We start from the raw sequence: 21,306 nt of genomic DNA, 5'->3' as shown, positions 1-21,306 counted from the left end.
TGATTACCCTGAGTCCCGATATTTAACTGTTCGTCACGATGCTGAGAGGATCAAGCCGCTGGTCGGCACGCCGGTCCCCGCCGTGACCAGGACGTTCCGCGCCCCGGCCACCTGGTTGGCGGCCGTCCCCCTGATCTGCCGGACGGCCTCGGCGATGCCGTTCATGCCGTGGATGTACGCCTCGCCGAGCTGGCCGCCGTGCGGGTTGACGGGCAGGCGGCCGTCCAGCTCGATGCCGCCGTCCCGCAGGTAGTCGGGGGCCTCGCCGCGTCCGCAGAAGCCCAGCTCCTCAAGCTGGGCGAGGACGAACGGGGTGAAGTGGTCGTACAGGATGGCCGTCTGGATGTCCGCCGGGGACAGCCCGGACATCTTCCACAGTTGCCGGCCGACGACGGACATCTCCGGAAGGCCGCTCATGTCGTTCCGGTAGTAGCTCGTCATCATCATCTGGCCCGCGCCCGCCCCCTGCGCCGCCGCCGTGATCACCGCGGGCGACCTGCGCAGGTCGTGGGCGCGTTCGGCGGACGTCACGACCAGCGCCACCGCGCCGTCGCTCTCCTGGCAGCAGTCGAGCAGGTGCAGCGGCTCCACGATCCACCGGGACGCCTGGTGCTCCTCCAGCGTGATCGGCCGCCCGTGGAACCAGGCGGCCGGGTTGGTGGCGGCGTGCCGGCGCATGGCCACCGCCACCCGCCCGAAGTCCTCCGACGTCGCCCCGAACTCGTGCATGTACCGCCGCGCGAACATGGCGACCCACGCGGCCGGGGTCATCAGCCCGTACGGCACGTGCCAGCTCATCTCCAGGCCCTGGGAGGTGGGCTCCCCGGTCAGCCGGGCGTTCGGCTGGCCGAAGCGGCGGCCCGAGCGCTCGTTGAAGGCCCGGTAGCAGACCACCGTCCTGGCCATGCCGGTGGCCACGGCCATCGCCGCGTGCGCGACCGTGCCGCAGGCCGCGCCGCCGCCGTACTCGACGCGGGAGAAGAAGGTGAGGTCGCCGACGCCGGTCTCCCGGGCGACGGCGATCTCCTGGTTGGCGTCCTGGGTGTAGGTGACCATGCCGTCCACGTCGGACGGCGGCACCCCGGCGTCGTCGAGGGCGGCGAGCACGGCCTCGGCCGCCAGCCGCAGCTCCGACCGGCCGGAGTCCTTGCTGAACTCGGTGGCCCCGATGCCCGCGATCGCGGCCCGCCCGCCCGGCATCACGCGCTCCCGGGCAGGACGAAGGTGACGGTGCCGGTGGCGTGGTCGCCCAGGCTCACCCTGCCGCGCACCTGCGCGGTGTACCGGTCGCCGTCGCGCTCGACGATCACGCCGCTGAAGCTCAGCCGGTCCCCCGCGTACGCCGGGACGCCCAGTTTGACGTTGATGCTGGTGATGACCGCCTCCGGGCCCGTCCAGTCGGTGACGTAGCGTTCCACCAGGCCCATGGTGGTGAGGATGTTGAGGAAGATGTCCTTCGAGCCCTGGGCGCGGGCCTTGGCGGTGTCGTGGTGCACGGGGGTGAAGTCCCTGGTGGCCAGGGCGGTGGCGATCACCGTCGTGGGGGTCAGGTCCACCTCCAGCTCGGGCAGGGCCGTTCCGGCGGCGGGGGTCACGGCTCCTCCGGCGTCCACATCGGCAGGACGAGCTCGTCGTCCATCGACCGGTACGTCACCCGCAGGGCCATCCCGACCTCCACCTTCTCGACCGGGCAGTCCACGACGTTGCCCACGATCCGTACTCCTTCCGGCAGTTCCACCACGCCCACCACGAACGGGACCTCCCGCCCCGGCACCGGCGGATGGTGGTGGACGACGTAGCTGTAGAGGGTGCCGCGGCCGCTCGCGACGACGTGCGACCGGTTCCCCGAGCGGCAGTTCGGGCACATCGGGCCGGGCGGATGGCGCAGCTCCCCGCAGTCCGCGCAGCTCTGGACGCGCAGCTCGCCGTGCCGCGCCCCCTCCCAGAAGAACGCGGTGTCCGCGTTGACCGCCGGCCGCAGCGGGTACGGCTCCCGCCCGCGCGGGGCAGGCGCCTTCGGCCGGAACTTCAGCACCCGGAACAGCATCTCGGCGACCGGACGGTCGTCGTCGCCGTACCAGGTGACGTTCCAGGTGGCGAAGTAGCCCTCGCCCAGGGCGGTGCGCTTCGGCCCGGCCAGCGACGTGAAGCGGGTGGCGGGGGTCAGCAGCTCGCCGATCCTGGCGTACCGGTGGTAGGTCTGCTCGCAGTTGGTCGCCACGACCCCGGTGAAGCCCGCGGCGTCGAGCGCGGCCAGCAGGTCGTCCACCGGCGAGCGGTCCTTGGCCTGCGCGCCCGGCCCCTGCATGGTCCACACCTGGGCCATCGCGGGCGGCGCCACGCCCTCCTCCAGGTAGCGCGGGTTGGCGTCGCCCATGGCCGCCAGCCAGTGGCGGATCATGGGCGCGTTCACCGGGTCGGCGGCGGGGGCGCCGCGCAGCTCCCCCATCGCCATCTGCTTGCCGGCCAGCTCGTGCAGCTCCGCGTCGGTCATCGCGCCGGTCGTGCCGGTCGCCGTGTCGGTAGTCGCGGCGGTCGTGTCGGTCGTGTCGGTCGTGTCGGTCGTGCCGGTCGTGTCGGTCATCGCGGCGGCCTCGGCAGGCTCAGGCCGAGCATCGCGATCAGCTCGCGCTGCACCTCGTTGACCCCGCCGCCGAACGTCAGCACCACCGCGCCCTTGACGCCGTGGTCCATGCGCTCGGCCAGCTCGGCCGTCTCCGGGTCGGAGGGGTCGCCGTAGCGGGACACGACGTCGCACACCAGCCGGCCGATCTCCTGCATGCGCTCGGAGCCGTAGATCTTGGTGGCCGAGGCGTCGGGCGCGCCCAGCCAGCCGAGGTCCATGTTCGCCGCCACCTGCCAGTTGAGCAGCTCGTTCGTACGGAAGGCGGCCCACACCCGGGCGAGGGCGCGGCGTACGTCCGGATTGTCGGTCAGCCCGGCGTGCCTGGCCCAGGCGAGGAAGCGGTCGTAGGTCTGGCCGAGGTTTCCGGCCGGGCCGAGGGTGACGCGTTCGTGGTTGAGCTGGTTGACGATCAGGTCCCAGCCCTTGTCCACCTCGCCCACCACCATGTCCACCGGGACGCGCACGTCGGAGTAGTAGGTGGAGTTCGTGTGGTGGCGGCCGTCCATGGTGACGATCGGCGTCCAGGAGAAGCCGGGGTCGTCGGTGGCGGCGATCATCATCGTGATGCCCTTGTGCTTCTTGGCCTCGGGGTTCGTCCGGGCGGCCAGCCAGATGTACTGGGCGTAGTGCGCGCCGCTGGTGAAGATCTTCTGGCCGTTGACGACGTAGTGGTCGCCGTCCAGCACCGCCGTGGTGCGCAGGGAGGCCAGGTCGGTGCCGGCCTCGGGCTCGCTGTAGCCGATCGCGAAGTGGCACTCGCCGGCCAGGATGCGCGGCAGGAACCGGTCCTTCTGCTCCTGGGTGCCGTACTGCATCAGGGTCGGCCCTACCGTCTGCACGGTGATGATCGGGTACGGCACCCCGGCGCGGGCGATCTCGTTGGCGAAGATCTGCTGCTCCAGGGGGCCGTACCCGCCCCCGCCGTACTCCTTGGGCCAGCCCAGCCCCAGCTTGCCGTCGCGGCCGAGCCGGCGGCAGTGCTCCATGTACGCCTCGCCGAACGGGTCGTCGGCGATCTTCGCGCGGTCCTCGGCGGTCAGGCAGCCGCGGAAGTACTCGCGCAGCTCGTCGCGGAGCGCGCGCTGCTCCCGGGTCAGGTCGATCAGCATCAGACGAGGGCTCCGATCAGGTCGAGCTGGGCGTCGGCGCCGCCGAGCAGGTGGGACAGGTGCTTGGCCTGCGCGAAGTGCCGGTGCAGCGGGTAGGTGACGTCAAGCCCGAGGCCGCCGTGCAGGTGCTGGCAGGTGTAGAGCGCCTTGACGGCCTCGCAGACGTGGAACGCGGCCAGCGCCACGTCCTCGTCGGCGGGCAGGCCCTCGGCCAGCCGCCAGGCCGCCGACCACATGGCCACGTCGAGGGCCCGTCCGGCGATGTAGACGTCGGCGATCTGCATGGTGACGGCCTGGAACTCGGCCAGCGCCCGGCCGAACTGCCGTCTCGTCCTGATGTAGGCAGTGGTCAGGTCGAGCGCCCCGGCCAGGACGCCGCTCGCCTGCGCGGCGACGGCCACCGTGAACAGGCGTCCGGCGTCGGCGGCCGCCTCGGGCCCGGCCACCGCCTCGGCGGGCGTGCCGTCCAGCCGGATCGTGGCGGCCGGCTCGCCGGTCGAGGTGAACTCGGGGCTCGCGGGCGGCGACGCCACCAGGAACAGCCCCTCGCCCGCGGTGACCAGGACGTCGTCCGCCGGGTAGGGCACCGCGACCTTGCGCCCGGTCAGCGACCAGCCGTCGCCCTCGCGGCGGGCGGCCGTGGCGGGCGGATCTGACGGGGCCCGGCCGGGCTCGCGCCGGGCCAGGGTGCCGCGCGTGACCCGCCCGCGCTGGTCAGGGCTGCCGTGCCGGGCCAGGGCCAGCGTGCTCACCAGGACGGGCAACGCCGGTACGGCCGCCGCCCGCGCACCCACCTCGCGCAGCACCACGGCCATCTCGACGGGGCCGAGCCCGGCGCCGCCCGCCTCCTCGGACGCGCACACGCCCAGGAGCCCGGCCCGCCACAGCGCGTCCTCGGCCGCCGAGTCGCTGTCACCCCGCTCGCCCGCCGGGCCGCCCTCCCCCCGCTCGGCCGCCGGGCCGCCCTCTCCTTGCTTGGCCAGCACTTCGGCGGTCAGCTTCTTCAGGTCCTGCTGGGTCTCGTCCAGGTTGAAATCCATCAGCTCTCCAAGAGGTGGTGCCTGCCGTGCTCGACGAACTCGTCCTCGATCGCCTTGACGTCCACGCCGGTCAGGGGGCGCAATCCGGACGGGGAGCGCCACCAGACGGGGTCGCCGGTCCGCCACGCCTCCTTGGCCAGGATCCGCTTGATGACCTTGTGGGAGGGGGTATGCGGAAGTTCACTACAAATCCGGATATAGCGGGGTAAGGATTTGGGGCCCAGATCGGTGCGTCCCGCCACGAACGCGGCGAACGCGTCGGCGTCGAAGGGGCCGTCCAGGACCAGCGCCGCCATCACCTGGTCGCCGGCCGCCGCGTCCGGCACCGGATAGACGGCCGCCTCCACCACGCCGCCGAACTCCCGCAGGGCGGCCTCCACGGGGGCGACGGCCAGGTTCTCGCCGTCCACGCGCAGGCGTTCGGTGCCGCGTCCGGCGAAGAAGACGTGCCCGGCGGGGTCGGCGTAGGCCAGGTCGCCGGACCAGAAGGCGCCGTTCCTGAGGCGTTCGGCGTCCGCGTCCGGGTCGTTGTAGTAGCCCTCGAACAGGCCGGGGCCGGCGGTGTTGACCAGCTCGCCGACGGCCTCGTCCGGGTTGAGCAGGCGGCCGCCCTCGATGCGGGCCGGCGGGCACGGGCGTCCGGTGGCGGGGTCGAGGATCTGCACGCCCGCGCCCAGCCTGCCCAGGCTGCCGGGCGGGGCGCCGGGGTCGGGGCTGAAGGAGATGGCCGTCTCGGTGGAGCCGAAGGCGTCGATCACCCGGCAGCCGAACCGCTCGCCGAACCGCCTGGTCGCCACCGCGCTGCCCTCGTTGCCGAAGGCGATCCTGAGGGGGTTGTCGGCGTCGTCCGGGCGTTCGGGGGTGGCCAGGACGTAGGAGAGCGCCTTGCCGACGTAGTGCAGGTAGGTGCAGCCGTGCCGCCGCACGTCCGGCAGCAGGCCGGAGGCCGAGAACCGCCTGCGCACGGCCAGCGCCGCGCCCGAGGCCACGGCCGGGGCGTAGGCGGCCATCAGGGCGCCGGAGTGGAACAGCGGCATCGAGCAGTAGACGACGTCCTCGGGCGTGAGCAGCGCGGCCAGGCTCAGCCCCGGCAGCGCCAGCTTGCGCTGCGTGATCCGGACGGCCCTGGGCCGGCCGGAGGTCCCCGACGTGAAGATCAGCATCACCAGGTCCCCGGGCGCGGCCTCGCCCACCCGCCCGCCGCCCGCCCCCAGGGACGGCACCAGGGACAGCGGCATGCTCTCCACGCCCAGCGCCTCGGCGACCGACGCGGCCGGGCCCGCGAAGGGGGCGTCCCAGAGCAGGAGGTCCACGTCGGTGGCGCGGGCGTCGCGCACCAGCTCCTCAGCCGGGCGCGTCGGGTTCAGCGCGACCAGCACGTGCCCGTCGAGCGCCGCCCCGCCGAGCACGAGAAGCAGCTCCGGGACGTTCTCCGCCAGCACGCCCACGTGCAGGCCCGTGCCGCGCCCGCTCAGCCAGGCCCCCGCCGCCCGGCAGCGGGCGACGTGCTCGCGCCACGACCACACCGCGCCCTCGAACATCAGCCCAGGTCGGTCGTCCTGCGCCCGGTCGAGGAGCAGGGCCGCCAGCGTCTGCGCGATCATCGAGCCTCCAGCAAGCGCTAGGTAAGCCGAATGGCAAACTAGAACAGATTCTAATATCTGTCCAGTACCGGCCTTCTTCGCCATGTTCCGGCATAGTCCTGTAACGCCGTAGACATGGGCCGATACGGCCTGTTTGTGACTCGCGAGTAACAAGCCGCGTTGCCGAGAAATCAGATAACGTGTTCTTATGCGTACCTCGCCCGGGTCATTCTCCGCGCCCCCCAGCGACACCGAGGGGGCCGCCGAGGGCCGCGCCGCGGCGGGCGGTCGCAGCGTCCGCACCCGCAGCCAGCACCAACGCCGCAAGCGCATCGTCCAGGCCGCCGCCGCGCTGGCCTCGCGCGGCGGCGTCGAGGCGATGCAGATGCGCACGGTCGCCGAGCGCGCGGGCGTGGCGCTGGGCACGCTCTACCGCTACTTCCCGTCCAAGATGGACCTGGTGGTGGCGGTCGTGGGCGAGGAGATCGACCTGCTGGAGAGCAGCATCGAGCGCCGCCCGCCCGGGGCGTCCACGCCGGCCAGCCGGGCCGTCGACGTGCTCATGCGGGCCACGCGCGGGCTGATGCGCGAGCCGGAGCTGGCCGACGCGCTGATCCGGTCGTTGATCATGGCCGAGGTCCAGACACCGTTCGGCGACCGCATGACGGGGCTGCTGCTGCGGGTGTCGGCCGACGGGCTGACGATCGACCAGGCCGGCGAGGAGCAGCTCGACCTCGCGGGCTCGCTGGCCAGCGTGTGGGTGCAGGAGCTGCTGGAGATGTTGCGCGGGCGGCGCACGTACGACCAGATCCAGCGGCGCATCGAGACCGCCGCGAACCGCCTCCTGGCCGACATCTAGCCCCTTCCGGACATCTCCGTCATGCTCTAATCGGCTTTTTGTCGGTGGCGGAAGCTATACAGGGGGCATGAGCGACAAGCCGACGAGCGAAGACTTCCTCCGGCTGGCCGATCCGATGCGGCGCGAGCTGTTCGCACACTGCTATCGCATGCTGGGGTCGGTGCACGACGCCGAGGATCTCGTGCAGGAGACCTATCTGCGGGCCTGGCGCGGCTACGACGGGTTCGAGGGGCGGTCGTCGCTGCGCACGTGGCTCTACCGCATCGCCACCACCGCCTGCCTGACCGCGCTCGACAGCCGCGGCCGGCGGCCGCTGCCGACCGGTCTCGGCGCGCCGAGCACCGAGGCGTCCGAGCCGCTGGTCCAGGACGGCGAGGTGCCCTGGCTGGAGCCGGTGCCCGACACGCTGGCCGGGGTCGAGGCGGCCGGCGACCCGGCCTCGATCGTGACCTCGCGCGAGAGCATCCGGCTCGCGCTCGTCGCCGCGCTCCAGCACCTGCCGCCCCGGCAGCGCGCCGTGCTGATCCTGCGCGACGTGCTCAGGTGGCGGGCGGCCGAGGTCGCCGAGGCGGTGGGCCTGTCCACGGCGGCCGTCAACAGCATCCTGCAGCGGGCCCGCGCGCAGCTCAGCGAGGTCTCGCCGAGCCTCGACGACCAGGTCGAGCCGCTGTCCGCCGAGCAGCGCCACCTGCTCGACCGCTACGTCGCCGCCTTCGAGAACTACGACGTCGACGAGCTGGTCTCGCTGTTCACCAAAGACGCGATCTGGGAGATGCCCCCCTACGTGGGCTGGTACGAAGGCCCCGACGCGATCGGCGAGCTCGTCTCCACGCAGTGCCCCGCCAGCCGGCCGCACGACCTCAGGCTGCTCCCCGTGGCCGCCAACGGCCAGCCCGCGTTCGCCGTCTACTTCCGCGAGCACGACGTCTACCGCCGCTTCGCGATCATGGTGCTGGCGATGCGCGAAGAAGGCATCAACCACGTCGCCATGTTCTTTGACCTGCGGCTTTTCGACACTTTCGGGCTGCGGGCCGAGTTCCCCGCCGGAAGCGAGGCTTCCACCAGAAAGTAGAACGCGTTACAGTCGCGGCCAGAGCAACGTTCTGGAGGCGACTGTGGGCACACCTGTGATCGTCGAGGCCGTTCGCACGCCCATCGGCAAGCGGGCGGGATGGCTGTCGGAGCTCAAGCCGCAGCAGGTGCTGGCCGCGGCGCTGAACGGCCTGATCCAGCGCGCCGGCGTCGATCCGGCCACGATCGGCCAGACGTTCGCCGGGTGCGTCACGCAGGCCGGCGAGCAGGGCGGCCACGTCGGCCGCCACTCGTGGCTCTACGCCGGGCTCCCCTACCAGACCGGCGTCACCACGCTCGACGCCCAGTGCGGCTCCTCGCAGCAGGCCGTGCACCTGGCGGCGGCGATGATCAGGGCAGGCGTCATCGAGGCCGGCGTCGGATGCGGGGTCGAGATGATGAGCCGGGCGCCGCTCGGCAGCAACGTGCGCCCCGCGCGGCCGCGTCCCGACGACTGGAGCATCGACCTGCCCGACCAGTTCACCGCGGCCGAACGCATCGCCCGGCGGCGCGGGCTGACCAGGGAGCGGCTCGACTGGTTCGGCGCGCGGTCGCAGCGCCTGGCGGCCAAGGCGTGGGCCGACGGGCGGTTCGAGCGGGAGATCGTGCCCGTCGGATCCGTCCGCAGGGACCAGGGGTTGCGCGAGACCACGGTCGAGAGCCTGGCCGGGCTCAAACCGGTCGCCGAGGGCGCCCTGCACACCGCCGGCACGTCCTCGCAGATCTCCGACGGCGCGGCCGCCGTGCTGGTGACGAGCGAGCAGGAGGCCCGCCGGCAGGGGCTGCGACCGCGGGCCCGCATCCTGGCGCAGGCGCTCGTCGGGGCCGAGCCCTACTATCATCTCGACGGTCCCGTGGAGGCGACCGCGAAGGTGCTGACGGCGGCCGGGATGACCATGGGCGACATCGACAGGTTCGAGGTGAACGAGGCGTTCGCGTCCGTGGTGCTCTCGTGGGCCGCGGTGCACGAGCCCGATCTCGACCGGGTCAACGTCAACGGCGGGGCCATCGCGCTCGGCCATCCCGTCGGGGCCACCGGCGCCCGGCTCATCACCACCGCCCTGCACGAGCTCGAACGCTCCGACACCACCACCGCGCTGGTCACCATGTGCGCGGGCGGCGCCCTGGCCACGGCGACGATCCTCGAACGCCTGGCCTGATCCACCATTCACACGCACGTGCTCGATCGGGGGAACCGGTGGGGAAGACCAGGCGCAGGCCGTACGCGGAACAGCGGCCGCAGGAGCTCGGCGGCGGGGTGTGGAGCGTGCCGGTGCCCATCCCGGGCAACCCGCTCGGTTACACGCTCGTCTACGCCGTCGAGTCGCCGCGCGGGCCGGTGCTGGTGGACGCCGGATGGAACCATCCCGACGCCTGGCAGGCGCTCAGCGGCGGCCTGGCCGCGCTCGGGCTCGACGTCACGACCGTGAGCGGCGTGGTCGTCACCCACTTCCACCCCGACCACGCCGGGCTGGCCGGGCAGGTCAAGGAGGCGTCCGGGGCCTGGATCGCCATGCACGAGGAGGACGCCGCGCTGGTCCGGCTCATGCACCGGTTCGCCGCGGAGGAGCACGCGAGCTTCCAGTCCGACATGCTCAGGCGGGCCGGCGCCGGCCCCGGCGAGGCGCGCGAGGCGATGGGCGCCCGGCCGACGCCGCCCGCGCTGCCCGACCGCGAGCTGCGCGACGGCGACCTGGTGGAGCTGCCCGGCCGCAAGCTGCGCGCCGTGCACACCCCCGGCCACACGCCGGGCCACATCTGCCTGCACCTGGAGGACGCCGACCGGCTGTTCACCGGCGACCACGTTCTTCCCGACATCACCCCGCACATCGGGATCTATCCCTACGACCGCGACGACATCGACCCGCTGGGCGACTTCCTGGACTCGCTCGACCGGGTCGGCGAGCTGGGCCCCCTGGACGCCCTGCCGGCACACGAGTGGATATTTCCCGATGTTGCCGCGCGCGCCGCCGAGATCCGCCACCATCACGAGGAGAAGCTGATCCGGTTGCGCACCCTCATGGCCGAGCGGTCGCGACCGCTGACCATCTGGGAGGTCGCCTCGATGATGACCTGGAACCGGCCCTGGGACGACCTGGCCCCCGTGCTGCGCGGCATGGCGGCCGGCGAGGCCGCGTCCCATCTGCGCACCCTGGAGACCCGGGGCCTGATCCGCCGCGTCCCGGACGTCGATCCCGTGCGCTTCCAGGCTCTAGACTCCTAGACATCCGATGTCTAGGGAGAAGAGTGTGGCGGTCACCGACGCGGCCATCGACAAGATCAAGCAGATGATCCTCTCCGGGGAGCTGACTCCCGGAGATCGTCTGCCGAAGGAGGCCGACCTCGCCGAGCGGCTCGGCCTGTCGCGCAACTCGCTGCGCGAGGCCGTGCGCGCGCTCGCCCTGATCAACGTGCTCGACGTGCGCCAGGGCGACGGCACGTACGTCACCAGCCTGGAGCCGCACCTGCTGCTCGACACCATGTCGTTCGTGCTCGACCTGCACCGCGACGACACGGTGATCCAGTTCTTCGAGGTGCGGCGCATCCTTGAGCCGGCCGCGACGGCCATGGCCACCGAGCTGATGCGCGACGAGGACATCGAGGAGCTGCGGCTCATCCTCGACTCGCTGCCCGCGCAGCCGACGGTCGAGGAACTGGTCGCCAACGACCTGGAGTTCCACCAGCGCATCGCGCGCGGGTCGGGCAACAGCGTGCTCTGCTCGTTCATCGAGAGCCTGTCAGGTCCGACCACTCGGGCCCGGGTGTGGCGCGGCCTCACCCAGGAGGGCGCGATGGAGAAGACCCGCGAGCAGCACACCGCGATCTACGAGGCCATCGCCGCCCGCCAGCCGGACGTGGCGCGGTCGTGGGCCACCGTGCACGTGGCGGGCGTGGAGGCGTGGCTGCGCAAGGCCCTCGACTGATCGGCGCCCGTTCCCCGGGTAGTAACCGTGTCGTGGCCGACAAACTGGAGCGATACCGCAGCAAACGCGACCCCAGCCGGACCCCCGAGCCCGTGCCCGCCACCCCTCCCGAGGACGGTGGCGGCGCCGCGTTCGTCATCCAGGAGCACCACGCCCGCTCCCTGCACTGGGACCTGCGGCTGGAACGCGACGGCGTGCTGGCCTCCTGGGCGGTCCCCAAGGGCCTGCCCGCCGACCCCGGCACCAACCACCTGGCGGTGCACACCGAGGACCATCCGATGGAGTACCTCACCTTCCACGGCGAGATCCCCAAGGGCGAGTACGGCGGCGGCACCATGACCGTCTGGGACACCGGCACGTACGAGACCGAGAAGTGGTCCGAGCGCGAGGTCAAGTTCGTCCTGCACGGCCGGCGGGCCTCCGGGCGGTTCGTGCTGTTCCGGACGCGGGGCAAGAACTGGATGATCCACCGCATGGACGCCCCCGTCCGCGACCCGTTCCCCGACGTGGAGCCCATGCTGCCCACCGAGCGCGCCCGGCCGCCCAGGGACGCCGCCGCCTACGCCTTCGAGTTCGCCTGGGGCGGACGCCGGCTCCTGGTCCCCGTCGACGGCGGGCGCACGACGGCCGCCCGCGAGCATCCCTGGCTGCGCCCGCTGGCCGAGTCGTTCGGCAGCCGGACGGCGGTGCTGGACGGCGAGGTGGTCACGCTGGCCGGCACCGAGATCCTGGTCGTCCAGGACCTGCTGTACGACGAGGGCCGCTCCCTGGTGGACGAGCCGTTCGCCGACCGGCGGGCCGCCCTGGAGTCGCTCGGGCTGGCCGGTCCCCGCTGGCAGACCGCGCCCTCCTGGCCCGGCGAGCCCGGCGCGGTCCGGCAGGCGGCGCGCGAGCAGGGCCTGCCCGGCGTGCTGGCCAAACGCCTGGACTCCCGCTACGAGTCCGGCACGTCCACGTCCTGGCTGTTCATCCCCTCCTGAGGGCCGCAAGCCCGCACAGCACAGCGCGGAGCGGTACTTGGACGCGGTAGGCGTGCCGGATCGCTGCTGTGATGGCCCCTCATCCAGACATGGGGGGATCCATGCAGAACATCCGCTTACGCCGTACGGTGCTGATCCTGGCGTGCGCCGTCGTGCCCTTCGTGGGCGCCGGAGCCGCCTCGGCCGTCACCGACTCCGGCCCCGGCCTCACCCGGCAGGCCGCCGACGCCGGGGGCAAGCCGCCGGCCAGGGACTCGACCGGCCCGCGCGGCCAGGTCCCCGGCGGCTTCGCGAGCTGGGACGCGCTCTTCGCCGAGCAGACCCGGCTGAACGCCGTCGCCGACCGCGTCACGGCCGTGGCCGAGACCTCCGACGGGTACGGCGGCGTGATCGTCGCGCCCGAGAACCACGAGGTGCGCCTGTACTGGAAGGGCCAGGTGCCCGAGCCCGTGCGGGCCGTGATCGACGAGGGACGGCTGACCGCCCCGGTTTCGGTGCTCCCGTCCGCCTTCTCCTACGCCGACCTCCTCGCCGAGGCCGACAAGTGGAGCGAGTCCGGACAGGTGACGGGCGCCGCCCCGCAGGCCGACGGAAGCGGCGTGCGGCTCTCGGTCCCGGACGAGGACACCGTCCCCGACCAGCTCCAGCGGCCCGCCGGCGCCACCGCGCCGGTCACGCTCGAGCGCGGCGAGCGCTTCGACCCGGCCTACAGCAGGCAGGACGACGTCCCCAGCTACTACGCGGGCGGCCGGACCTGGAACGCCAGGACCGGCTCCGGCTGCACCTCGGGGTTCGCCGTCTACGACAAGAACGGCAATCCCGGCTTCCTGACCGCCGCCCACTGCGGCGAGTTCTGGGACGCCTTCTACGACGGCGGCGGCTCGGGCAGCCCGGCGAACCGCATGGGCGACCTGCAGTGGCGGCTGCCCAAGCGGGACGCCGCGATCGTCCTGGCCGACGCCACGGCCGACGTCTTCGACGGCGGTCCGGCGGCCGCCACCAGCAACCGGGTGGTCGCGCTGTGGAAGGCGCACGTCGGCAACTTCGTGTGCAACTCGGGCGCGTCGCTGGGCGAATACTGCCTGATCAAGGTGACCGAGACCGGGTGGAGCGGCACGTACTCGAACGGGCAGTACGTCAAGCACATGGTCAGGGCCAAGAGCGTGGTCGGCGGCTGCGCCGTGGCCCATGGCGACAGCGGCGGCCCGGTCTACTCCTACACCAACTGGTACGACGACGTCGCGGCCCAGGGCATCACGTCGGCCATCAGCAAACCGGTCTCCTGCGGCGGGCTGGACGGCGGCCGGGTGATCGTCTTCTCCCGGGTGTGGGACGTGGCGCTGGCCTTCGGCGCGTACGTACAGGTGCACTGAACGACGACGACGGCGGCCGGGCGGGGGCCCGGCCGCGGTCACCCGAGCAGGCCCTCGCCGGCCAGTTCCAGCCACAGCTCCTCGGGGACCGGGCGGGACCACAGGGCGGCGTTGGCCAGGACCTCCTCGGGCGCGCGGGCGCCCAGCACGATCGAGGCGACCGCCGGATGGCGCAGCGGGAAGGCCATGGCCGCCTGCGGCAGCGAGACGCCGTGGCGCTCGCAGACGCCGGCGATCCGGGCGGCCCGGTCCAGCAGCGGCGCCGGCGCGGGCGCGTAGTCGAAGGTGCCCGACGGGGCCGGCGTGGCCAGGAGGCCGCTGTTGAAGACCCCGGCGGCCAGCACCCGGACGCCGCGCTCGGCGCATTCGTCCAGCAGCGGCAGCCCCGACTGGTCGAGCAGCGTGTAGCGCCCGGCGAGCATGACGACGTCGACGCCGGTCTCCCGGACGAAGCGCAGCGGCGCCTGCCACTGGTTCATCCCGACGCCGATCGCCTTGACCACGCCCTGCTCCCGCAGCTCGGCCAGGGCCGGGTACGCCTCGGCCAGCGCCTGCTCCAGGTGATCGTCGGGGTCGTGGATGAGCGCGATGTCGATCTCCGGCAGGCCGAGCCGGGCCAGGGAGTCCTCCAGGGAGTCGCGCACGCCGTCGGCCGAGAAGTCCCAGGCGCGGCCGAGCCCGACCGGGACGTCGAACATCTCGTCGTCGTCGCGCACCCGCGAGGGCACCACCAGCCGGCCCACCTTCGTGGACAGGACGTAGCCCGACCGCTCCGCGAGCGCGGCGCCCAGGCGGCGTTCGGACAGCCCCAGCCCGTAGTGGGGCGCGGTGTCGAAGAGCCGCACGCCGCTGTCCCAGGCCGCGTCGACCGTGGCCCGCGCCTGCTCGCCGGAGACCGCCTGGTAGAGGTTGCCGAGCGGGGCGCCGCCGAGGCCGACGCGGGGCAGGTCGATCACGTCAGCTCCCAGACCTGGCGCAGGCCGCCCGCCGACTGGTCGAAGTCGCCGTCGAGCAGGCGGTTCATCTGGCGCTGCCACGCCTGGTCGGCGGGGTCGTCCTTGAGCGCGGCCTGCAGCGCGGCGTAGTCCTCGACCTCCACGAAGTGGAACAGGTCGAGGCCGTCGCGGAAGATGCGCCAGGAGATCACGCCGTGGGCGCGCAGCGCGGACTCCAGGGCGGCCGGGATCGTGGCGTGCTCCCGCTCGTAGGTCTCCTCGCAGCCGGGCCGGAGCCTGGTGCGCAGGGCGAGGCGTTCCATCAGTCCTGCGCCTTTCCGCCGGCGATCCTGCTGATGATCAGTGCGATGAGAATGATGCCACCGTAGATGACCGGCTGCCAGAAGCCGGAGACCCCGATGAGGGTGAGGATGTTCTGCACCAGGCCGATGACCAGCACGCCGGTCAGCGCGCCGAGGACGGTGCCCTTGCCGCCGTCCATGCTGACGCCGCCGATGACGGCCGCGGCGAAGACCATGAAGATCCAGCCGTCGCCCATCTCGTTGCCGATCGCGCCGAGACGTCCGGTCTCCAGGATGCCGGCCGTGGCGGCCAGGATCCCGCCGAGGACGAACACGCCGAACAGCACGCGGTCCACCCGGATGCCGGCGGCGCGGGCGGCGTCGGCGTTGCCGCCGATGGCGTACAGGGAGCGGCCGAGCCGGAGGTAGGTCAGGCCGAAGATGCCGGCGGCGAACAGCAGCGCGGCGATCCAGATGGCGGCGGGCAGGCCGAGCCAGGTGGCGCTGCCGAGGTAGAGCAGCGATTCGGGGAGCTCGAACAGCGTCTTGCCCTGGGTGAGCCCCTGCTGGAGGCCGTCCACGATGATCAGCATGGCCAGCGTGACGATGAACGCCGAGAGCTGGAACCTGATGATCAGGAACCCGTTGAACGCGCCGATGGCCGCGCCCACGAGCAGGGCCAGCGGGATCACCAGCCAGCCGGGCAGCCCGAGGCCGAACCCGCCCGCCGAGGCCGGGACGACCAGCATCACGGCGATGCCGGGCGCGGTGCCGACCGTCGACTCCAGCGACAGGTCGAACTTCCCGGCGATCAGGATCATCGCCTCGGCCAGCACGAGCAGCGAGATCGCCGCCTGCTGCTGGAGCACGTTCGTCAGGTTGCCCGCCGTCAGGAAGGTCGGGTCGAGGAACGCGCCCACGACGAGCAGGAGCAGGATCACCGGCACCAGGGTCAGGTCGCGGAACCTGGCCAGCCTCAGCCGGGGGGCCGGAGCAGTCAAAGTGGTCACTCTTGTATGCCTTCCATCACGGCCACGAGCTCGTGGTCGGTCCAGCCACGCGGCACGTCCTTGACGACCCTGCCGTGGAACATCACCAGCACCCGGTCGCAGATGCGCAGGTCGTCGAGCTCGTCGGAGACCACGACGGCCCCGGCGCCCCGGCCGACCGCGTCCTCGACCGCGCCGAGCAGGGCCTGCTTGGCCTTGACGTCGACGCCCGCGGTCGGGTTGATCACGACCAGCGCCCTCGGGTCGTCCACGAGCGCCCGCGCGAACACGACCTTCTGCGCGTTCCCGCCGGACAGGTCGCCGACGGGCTGGTCGGGCCCCTCGGTCTTGATGTCCAGGCTCTCGATCATCTGGACGGCCCTCTCCCGGCGCCGCGCGGGCGAGACGATGCCGTAGGCGCCCAGCTTGTGGGCGATCGGCAGGGTCGCGTTCTCCCCCACCGACAGCATCGGCACGAAACCCTCGTGGTGCCGGTCCTCGGGCACGAACCCGAGCCCGGCGCGCATGGCGGCGGGCACGTCGCCCGGTTTGACCCGGGTGCCGTCGATCGTGACCACGCCCGTGTCCGGCTTCCGCAGCCCGACCAGGGTCTCGGCCAGGCCGACCTTGCCGCTGCTCGCCGAGCCCGCCAGGCCCACGACCTCGCCGGACCTGACCGAGATGTCCACGTCCTGGTAGCGGCCGGTCAGCGACAGGCCCGCGCCCGACAGCACGACCGCCTCGCCCGGCACGCGCTGCCGGGACTCGTAGGCGGCCGTGGCCTCGCCGGTCATCGCGTCCACCAGCTCGTCCTGGGGGAACCCGGCGACCGGCCGGGTCACGATGTGCCGGGCGTCGCGGAAGACCGTGACGCTCTGGCAGATCTCGTACACCTCGTCCAGGTGGTGGGAGATGTACATCATCGTGACGCCCTGCTCGCGCAGCGAGCGCATGCGGGTGAACAGCCGCTCGATGGCCGGGCCGTCGAGCCGGGCGGTGGGCTCGTCGAGGATGATGAACCGGGCGCCGAACGACAGCGCCCGCGCGATCTCCACGAGCTGCCGCTGCTCGACGCCCAGCTCGCCGGCCAGCGCCTGCGGGTCGACGTCCACCTCGTAGGTGTCCAGCAGCTCGCGCGCCTTGGCCCGCAGCGCCCGCCAGTTGATCATCCGGCCGCGGCCGGTCTGGCGGTTGACGAACAGGTTCTCCGCGACCGTCAGCGCCGGGATGATCGTGGACTTCTGGTACACGCAGGCGACGCGCTGCCGCCAGGCGTCGCGGTCGGCCAGGGCGGGCGCCGTCTCCCCGGAGAACAGCACCTCGCCCTCGTCCGGCCGCTGGAGCCCGGTGAGGATCGACACGAGGGTGGACTTCCCCGCGCCGTTCCGGCCGACGAGGGCGTGGGTCTGGCCCTCGGCGATGGCGATCTCCGCGCCGTTCAGCGCGGTGGTCGGGCCGAAACGCTTGACGACATTTCGGGCTTCAACGTGATATTTCATCACTTGACCTGGTTACCCCAGAGGTTCTGGTCGTCCACGTTGTCCTTCGTCACCAGCGGCGCCGGGAGCTGGTCCTCGAAGCCGTTGGGCAGCTGGATGATGGTGCTGCCGTGGTCGGTCGGGCCCGGCTGGAACGTCTTGCCGTCGACCGCCGCCTTGGCGTAGAAGACCGCGTACCGGGCGTAGAGGTCGGCCGGCTGCGACACCGTGGCGTCGATGTTGCCCTTGCGAATCTCCTCGAACTCCTGCGGGATGCCGTCGTTGGAGACCACGAAGACGTGCTTGGGGTCGGTCGGCGGCACCAGCAGGTTCTTCTGCTTGAGCACCTGCAGCGTCGGGGCCAGGTGCACGCCGCCGGCGTGCATGTAGATGCCCTTGATATCCGGGTTCTGCTCCAGGCGGGTCTGCAGCATGGACGCCGCCTTGCTGCCCTCCCACTCGGTCGGCTCGCTGAACACCGTGATGCCGGGGAACTTCGTCTTCATGCACTCGTTGAACGCCTCGGACCGGTCGCGGCCGTTGATCGAGCTGAGCGCGCCCTCAAGCTGCACGACCTTGCCCTTGCCGCCGAGCTTCTCGCCGAGGAACTCGCACGCCTTGGTGCCGTACGCGCGGTTGTCGGCGCGTACGACCATGTAGACCTTGCCCTTGTCGGGCCGGGTGTCCACGGTGACCACGGGGATCTTCTTGTTCTCCAGCTGCTGGAGCGTGTTGGCGATGGCGCCGGTGTCCTGGGGGGCCATGACGATCGCCTTGGCGCCCTGGCCGACCAGCGCCTGCACGTTGTTGACCAGCTTGGAGACGTCGTTCTGGGAGTTCGTGGCGGGCATCAGGTCGGCCTTGAGCTCGGTCGCCATCTGCGGGACGTACTTCATGTAGGAGTTCCAGAAGTCGGAGTCGGCGCGCGGGTGGTCGATGCCCACCTTGCCGCCGCCTCCCCCTTCCGCCGTGGAGCCGCTGGAGCCGTTCGTGCCGCTGGAGCCGCAGGCGGCGACGACCGCCAGCAGGGCCGCGCTCGCGACCACCGGACCGATCTTCATGGGGGGTTACCTTCCTTGGTTGGTTGGCCGGAGCCGTAGCCCCTGCATGCCGCCGTCGACCGCGAGCGCGGTGCCGGTGGTCGCGGCGGACTCGGGACCTGCCAGATAGGCGATCGCGGCGGCGACCTCCTCGGCGCTGACCAGGCGGCCCATCGGCTGCCTGGCGTTCAGCGCCGCACGTTCGGCCTCGGGATCGTCGGCCGAGTCGAGCAGCCGCCCCACCCACGGGGTGTCGGCGGTGCCCGGGTTGACGCAGTTGACGCGGATGCCCTCGCGGACGTGGTCGGCGGCCATGGCGAGGGTCAGCGACAACACCGCGCCCTTGGTCGCACTGTAGAGCGCCCGGTGCGGCAGCCCGGCGGTGGCCGCGATCGAGCAGGTGTTGACGATGGCCGGGTGCTGCGACCTGCGCAGGTACGGCAGCGCCGCCCGGCTCACCCGGACGATGCCGAACACGTTGACCTCGAAGACCTTCCGCCACTCCTCGTCCGGGTTGTCCTCGACCGTGCCCTGGGCGCCGACGCCCGCGTTGTTGATCACGACGTCGATGCCGCCGAGCCGTTCCGCGGCCTCGGCCACCGCCGCGCGCACGGACGCGTCGTCGGCCACGTCCGCCCTGATCCCCACGAAGGGGTCGCCGGGCGGGGCGAGGTCGAGGCAGGCGACCTTCATGCCGCGCGCCGCGAGCAGGGTGGCGGTGGCCAGGCCGATGCCTGAACCGCCGCCGGTCACGATGGCCTTGAGCGTCATGACGTGGCCCTCCATACCTGGCCGTCGGGGAAGGTGTGGGCGGCGATCGACGCCGCGTGCATCTCGGCGCTGAAGCCGGGCGCCATGGGGGCGACGTAGCGGCCGTTGTCGATGACGACCGGGTGCACGAAGTGCTCGTGGAGGTGGTCGACGTACTCGATCACGCGGCCGTCCATCGTGCCGGTGATCGCCACGTAGTCGAACATCGACAGGTGCTGCACCAGCTCGCACAGCCCGACGCCGCCCGCGTGCGGGCAGACCGGCACGCCGAACTTGGCCGCGAGCAGCAGGATGGCCAGGTTCTCGTTCACCCCGCCGACCCTGGCCGCGTCGATCTGCAGGTAGGAGATCGCGCCGGCCTGGAGGAGCTGCTTGAAGACGATGCGGTTCTGGACGTGCTCGCCGGTGGCGACCGGGACCGGCCTGATGCCCTCGGCGATGGCGGCGTGGCCGAGCACGTCGTCGGGGCTGGTCGGCTCCTCCACCCAGTGCGGCCGGTACGGGCTCAGCGCGCCGACCCACTCGATGGCCGAGGCGACGTCCCAGCGCTGGTTGGCGTCGATCGCGATCGGGTAGTCGGGGCCGCAGACCTCGCGGGCCACGCGGAAGCGGCGCAGGTCGTCGTCGAGGTCGGCGCCGACCTTGAGCTTGATCTGGCCGAAGCCCTGGTCGAGGGCCTCCTTGCAGAGGCGTCGCAGCTTGTCGTCGTCGTAGCCGAGCCAGCCGGGGGAGGTGGTGTAGGCGGGGTAGCCGGTCTCGATGAGCCGCTGGATCCGCTCTTCCTTCCCCTCTTCCGCATTTTTCAGGATCTGGAGGGCTTCGTCCTGGGTGAGCGCGTCGCTCAGGTAGCGGAAGTCGATCAGCCCGACGAGCTCCTCGGGCGACATCTCCGACAGCAGCCGCCACACCGGCTTGCCCGCCCGCCTGGCCTTCAGGTCCCACAGGGCGTTGACCACGGCGGAGATCGCCATGTGCATGACGCCCTTCTCCGGGCCCAGCCAGCGCAGTTGCGAGTCGCCGACCAGCTCCTTGTACAGCGCGCCGAGGTCTTCGACGTCCCGGCCGAGCACGTAGGGCTCAAGCGCCCGGATCGCTCCGGTCTGCACGTCGTTGCCGCGTCCGATGGTGAACGCGAACCCGTGCCCCTCGACCCCGTCGTCGGTCTTCAGCACCACGTAGGCGGCGGAGTAGTCGGGGTCGGGGTTCATCGCGTCCGACCCGTCCAGCTCCCGCGACGTGGGGAAACGCACGTCGTGTGTCTCCAGCGCGACGATTCTGTACGCCATCAGGCCTGCCCCACCGTCTGCCGCTGGCGGCCGAGCCCGTCGATCTCCAGCTCCATCACGTCGCCCGCCCGCAGGTACGGCTGGCCGGGCATGCCCATCGCGACCCCGGCCGGGGTGCCGGTGTTGATCACGTCGCCGGGTTCGAGCACCATGAACCGGCTCAGGTACCGCACGATCTCGGCCACGTCGAAGATCATGTCCTTGGTGCCGCCGTCCTGGCGCGGCTCGCCGTTCACCCAAAGGCGCAGCCCCAGGCTCTGCGGGTCGCCGACCTCGTCCGCCGTCACCAGCCAGGGACCCAGCGGGTTGAACGTCTCGCACGACTTGCCCTTGTCCCACTGGCCGCCGCGTTCGAGCTGGAACTCCCGCTCGGAGACGTCGTTGGAGATCGCGTACCCGGCGATCACGTCGAGGGCCTCGTCCCGGCTGTCGAGGTAGCGGGCCCGCCGGCCGATCACGACCGCCAGCTCCACCTCCCAGTCGGTCTTCACGCTGTCACGCGGCACCAGCACCTCGTCGTACGGGCCGATCACGGTGTTGGCGGCCTTCATGAACACCACGGGCTCGGCGGGCGGCTCCGCGCCGGACTCGGCGGCGTGGTCGCGGTAGTTCAGCCCGATGCATACCACCTTGCCCGGACGGGCGATCGGCGCGCCTACCCGCAGCCCGGCGGCGTCGACGACGGGCAGGTCGCCGCGCTCCAGCGCGTCACGTACGCGCGCCACTCCCCCGGAGGCGAGAAAAGCCCCGTCGATCTCGGGCTCCCCGATGTCGCGCAGGGTGCCGGAGGCGTCCATCACCACCGGCCGCTCCTGTCCGACAGGTCCCACTCGCAGCAGCTTCACACCGCACCCTTCACTTATTCATCGGATGTCTGTGTCTCAGATGCTGCTGCGACATGGCGGCGCGTGTCAAGGGCGTCCAACGGGATACATCCGAT

The 21,306-nt window shown here is 72.0% G+C and carries 21 protein-coding genes; 7 read left to right on the top strand and 14 right to left on the bottom strand.

The window, feature by feature from the left end; genetic code table 11:
- Positions 1-33 precede the first annotated feature (33 nt).
- The 6 genes from ACIBQ8_RS39755 to ACIBQ8_RS39730 are packed head-to-tail and all read right to left on the bottom strand — an operon-like array spanning position 34 to position 6,379.
- Positions 34-1,200, bottom strand: coding sequence for a lipid-transfer protein (locus ACIBQ8_RS39755; RefSeq protein ID WP_397194617.1), 1,167 nt, complete (start codon positions 1,198-1,200; stop codon positions 34-36).
- Positions 1,200-1,595, bottom strand: coding sequence for a MaoC/PaaZ C-terminal domain-containing protein (locus tag ACIBQ8_RS39750; protein ID WP_358288785.1), 396 nt, complete (start codon positions 1,593-1,595; stop codon positions 1,200-1,202). The genes ACIBQ8_RS39755 and ACIBQ8_RS39750 overlap by 1 nt, the downstream gene beginning before the upstream one ends.
- Positions 1,592-2,584, bottom strand: coding sequence for a bifunctional MaoC family dehydratase N-terminal/OB-fold nucleic acid binding domain-containing protein (locus tag ACIBQ8_RS39745; protein ID WP_397194616.1), 993 nt, complete (start codon positions 2,582-2,584; stop codon positions 1,592-1,594). The genes ACIBQ8_RS39750 and ACIBQ8_RS39745 overlap by 4 nt, the downstream gene beginning before the upstream one ends.
- Positions 2,581-3,735 carry an acyl-CoA dehydrogenase family protein gene (locus ACIBQ8_RS39740; protein ID WP_397194615.1) on the bottom strand — a complete coding sequence of 385 codons (1,155 nt, stop codon included), beginning with the start codon at positions 3,733-3,735 and terminating at the stop codon, positions 2,581-2,583. The genes ACIBQ8_RS39745 and ACIBQ8_RS39740 overlap by 4 nt, the downstream gene beginning before the upstream one ends.
- Positions 3,735-4,775: an acyl-CoA dehydrogenase family protein gene (locus tag ACIBQ8_RS39735; protein ID WP_397194614.1), complete on the bottom strand. Its 1,041-nt coding sequence runs from the start codon at positions 4,773-4,775 to the stop codon at positions 3,735-3,737. The genes ACIBQ8_RS39740 and ACIBQ8_RS39735 overlap by 1 nt, the downstream gene beginning before the upstream one ends.
- Positions 4,775-6,379 carry an AMP-binding protein gene (locus ACIBQ8_RS39730; protein ID WP_397194613.1) on the bottom strand — a complete coding sequence of 535 codons (1,605 nt, stop codon included), beginning with the start codon at positions 6,377-6,379 and terminating at the stop codon, positions 4,775-4,777. The genes ACIBQ8_RS39735 and ACIBQ8_RS39730 overlap by 1 nt, the downstream gene beginning before the upstream one ends.
- A 187-nt stretch (positions 6,380-6,566) precedes the next feature.
- Between ACIBQ8_RS39730 and ACIBQ8_RS39725 the strand changes: the two genes are divergently transcribed.
- From ACIBQ8_RS39725 to ACIBQ8_RS39695, 7 genes are all read left to right on the top strand, one after another.
- Positions 6,567-7,217 (top strand): TetR family transcriptional regulator, encoded by a 651-nt coding sequence (locus ACIBQ8_RS39725; protein WP_397179741.1) that lies wholly within the window; start codon positions 6,567-6,569, stop codon positions 7,215-7,217.
- A 67-nt stretch (positions 7,218-7,284) separates the two neighbouring features.
- A complete protein-coding gene (locus ACIBQ8_RS39720; RefSeq protein ID WP_397179742.1) occupies positions 7,285-8,289 on the top strand; it encodes a sigma-70 family RNA polymerase sigma factor in 1,005 nt (334 codons plus the stop codon).
- Between the two features lie 43 nt (positions 8,290-8,332).
- On the top strand, positions 8,333-9,448 hold the full coding sequence (locus ACIBQ8_RS39715; RefSeq protein WP_397194612.1) for a steroid 3-ketoacyl-CoA thiolase: 1,116 nt from the start codon (positions 8,333-8,335) through the stop codon (positions 9,446-9,448).
- 38 nt (positions 9,449-9,486) lie between these two features.
- Positions 9,487-10,512, top strand: a complete 1,026-nt coding sequence (locus ACIBQ8_RS39710) for an MBL fold metallo-hydrolase (protein WP_397194611.1) — start codon at positions 9,487-9,489, stop codon at positions 10,510-10,512.
- Between the two features lie 25 nt (positions 10,513-10,537).
- On the top strand, positions 10,538-11,212 hold the full coding sequence (locus ACIBQ8_RS39705) for a FadR/GntR family transcriptional regulator (protein WP_397179745.1): 675 nt from the start codon (positions 10,538-10,540) through the stop codon (positions 11,210-11,212).
- 32 nt (positions 11,213-11,244) lie between these two features.
- Positions 11,245-12,192: a DNA polymerase ligase N-terminal domain-containing protein gene (locus tag ACIBQ8_RS39700; RefSeq protein ID WP_397179746.1), complete on the top strand. Its 948-nt coding sequence runs from the start codon at positions 11,245-11,247 to the stop codon at positions 12,190-12,192.
- 101 nt (positions 12,193-12,293) lie between these two features.
- Positions 12,294-13,565 carry a S1 family peptidase gene (locus ACIBQ8_RS39695; protein WP_397194610.1) on the top strand — a complete coding sequence of 424 codons (1,272 nt, stop codon included), beginning with the start codon at positions 12,294-12,296 and terminating at the stop codon, positions 13,563-13,565.
- Between the two features lie 38 nt (positions 13,566-13,603).
- Here the strand turns inward: ACIBQ8_RS39695 and ACIBQ8_RS39690 are convergent, their stop codons facing one another.
- From ACIBQ8_RS39690 to ACIBQ8_RS39655, 8 genes are read right to left on the bottom strand one after another with little or no spacing between them, the layout of a single operon-like run.
- Entirely contained in the window at positions 13,604-14,521 is a 918-nt protein-coding gene (locus ACIBQ8_RS39690) for an aldo/keto reductase (protein WP_397194609.1), read from the bottom strand.
- Complete coding sequence (locus ACIBQ8_RS39685) at positions 14,518-14,823, bottom strand: L-rhamnose mutarotase (protein WP_358288817.1); 306 nt, start codon at positions 14,821-14,823, stop codon at positions 14,518-14,520. The genes ACIBQ8_RS39690 and ACIBQ8_RS39685 overlap by 4 nt, the downstream gene beginning before the upstream one ends.
- Positions 14,823-15,812, bottom strand: coding sequence for an ABC transporter permease (locus ACIBQ8_RS39680; protein WP_397179749.1), 990 nt, complete (start codon positions 15,810-15,812; stop codon positions 14,823-14,825). Before ACIBQ8_RS39680 ends, ACIBQ8_RS39685 begins: the two co-directional genes overlap by 1 nt.
- Positions 15,809-17,290 (bottom strand): sugar ABC transporter ATP-binding protein, encoded by a 1,482-nt coding sequence (locus tag ACIBQ8_RS39675; protein ID WP_397194608.1) that lies wholly within the window; start codon positions 17,288-17,290, stop codon positions 15,809-15,811. The genes ACIBQ8_RS39680 and ACIBQ8_RS39675 overlap by 4 nt, the downstream gene beginning before the upstream one ends.
- On the bottom strand, positions 17,290-18,330 hold the full coding sequence (locus ACIBQ8_RS39670; protein ID WP_397194607.1) for a sugar ABC transporter substrate-binding protein: 1,041 nt from the start codon (positions 18,328-18,330) through the stop codon (positions 17,290-17,292). The genes ACIBQ8_RS39675 and ACIBQ8_RS39670 overlap by 1 nt, the downstream gene beginning before the upstream one ends.
- Before the next feature lie 6 nt (positions 18,331-18,336).
- Positions 18,337-19,080 (bottom strand): SDR family NAD(P)-dependent oxidoreductase, encoded by a 744-nt coding sequence (locus ACIBQ8_RS39665; RefSeq protein ID WP_397179752.1) that lies wholly within the window; start codon positions 19,078-19,080, stop codon positions 18,337-18,339.
- A complete protein-coding gene (locus tag ACIBQ8_RS39660; RefSeq protein ID WP_397194606.1) occupies positions 19,077-20,366 on the bottom strand; it encodes an L-fuconate dehydratase in 1,290 nt (429 codons plus the stop codon). Before ACIBQ8_RS39660 ends, ACIBQ8_RS39665 begins: the two co-directional genes overlap by 4 nt.
- Positions 20,366-21,211 carry a fumarylacetoacetate hydrolase family protein gene (locus ACIBQ8_RS39655; protein ID WP_397179755.1) on the bottom strand — a complete coding sequence of 282 codons (846 nt, stop codon included), beginning with the start codon at positions 21,209-21,211 and terminating at the stop codon, positions 20,366-20,368. The genes ACIBQ8_RS39660 and ACIBQ8_RS39655 overlap by 1 nt, the downstream gene beginning before the upstream one ends.
- Positions 21,212-21,306: the final 95 nt, after the last annotated feature.

Source organism: Nonomuraea sp. NPDC049646 (genome assembly GCF_044465525.1).
Classification (GTDB): Bacteria; Actinomycetota; Actinomycetes; order Streptosporangiales; family Streptosporangiaceae; genus Nonomuraea.
This window is presented reverse-complemented; position numbering and strand designations above follow the sequence as displayed.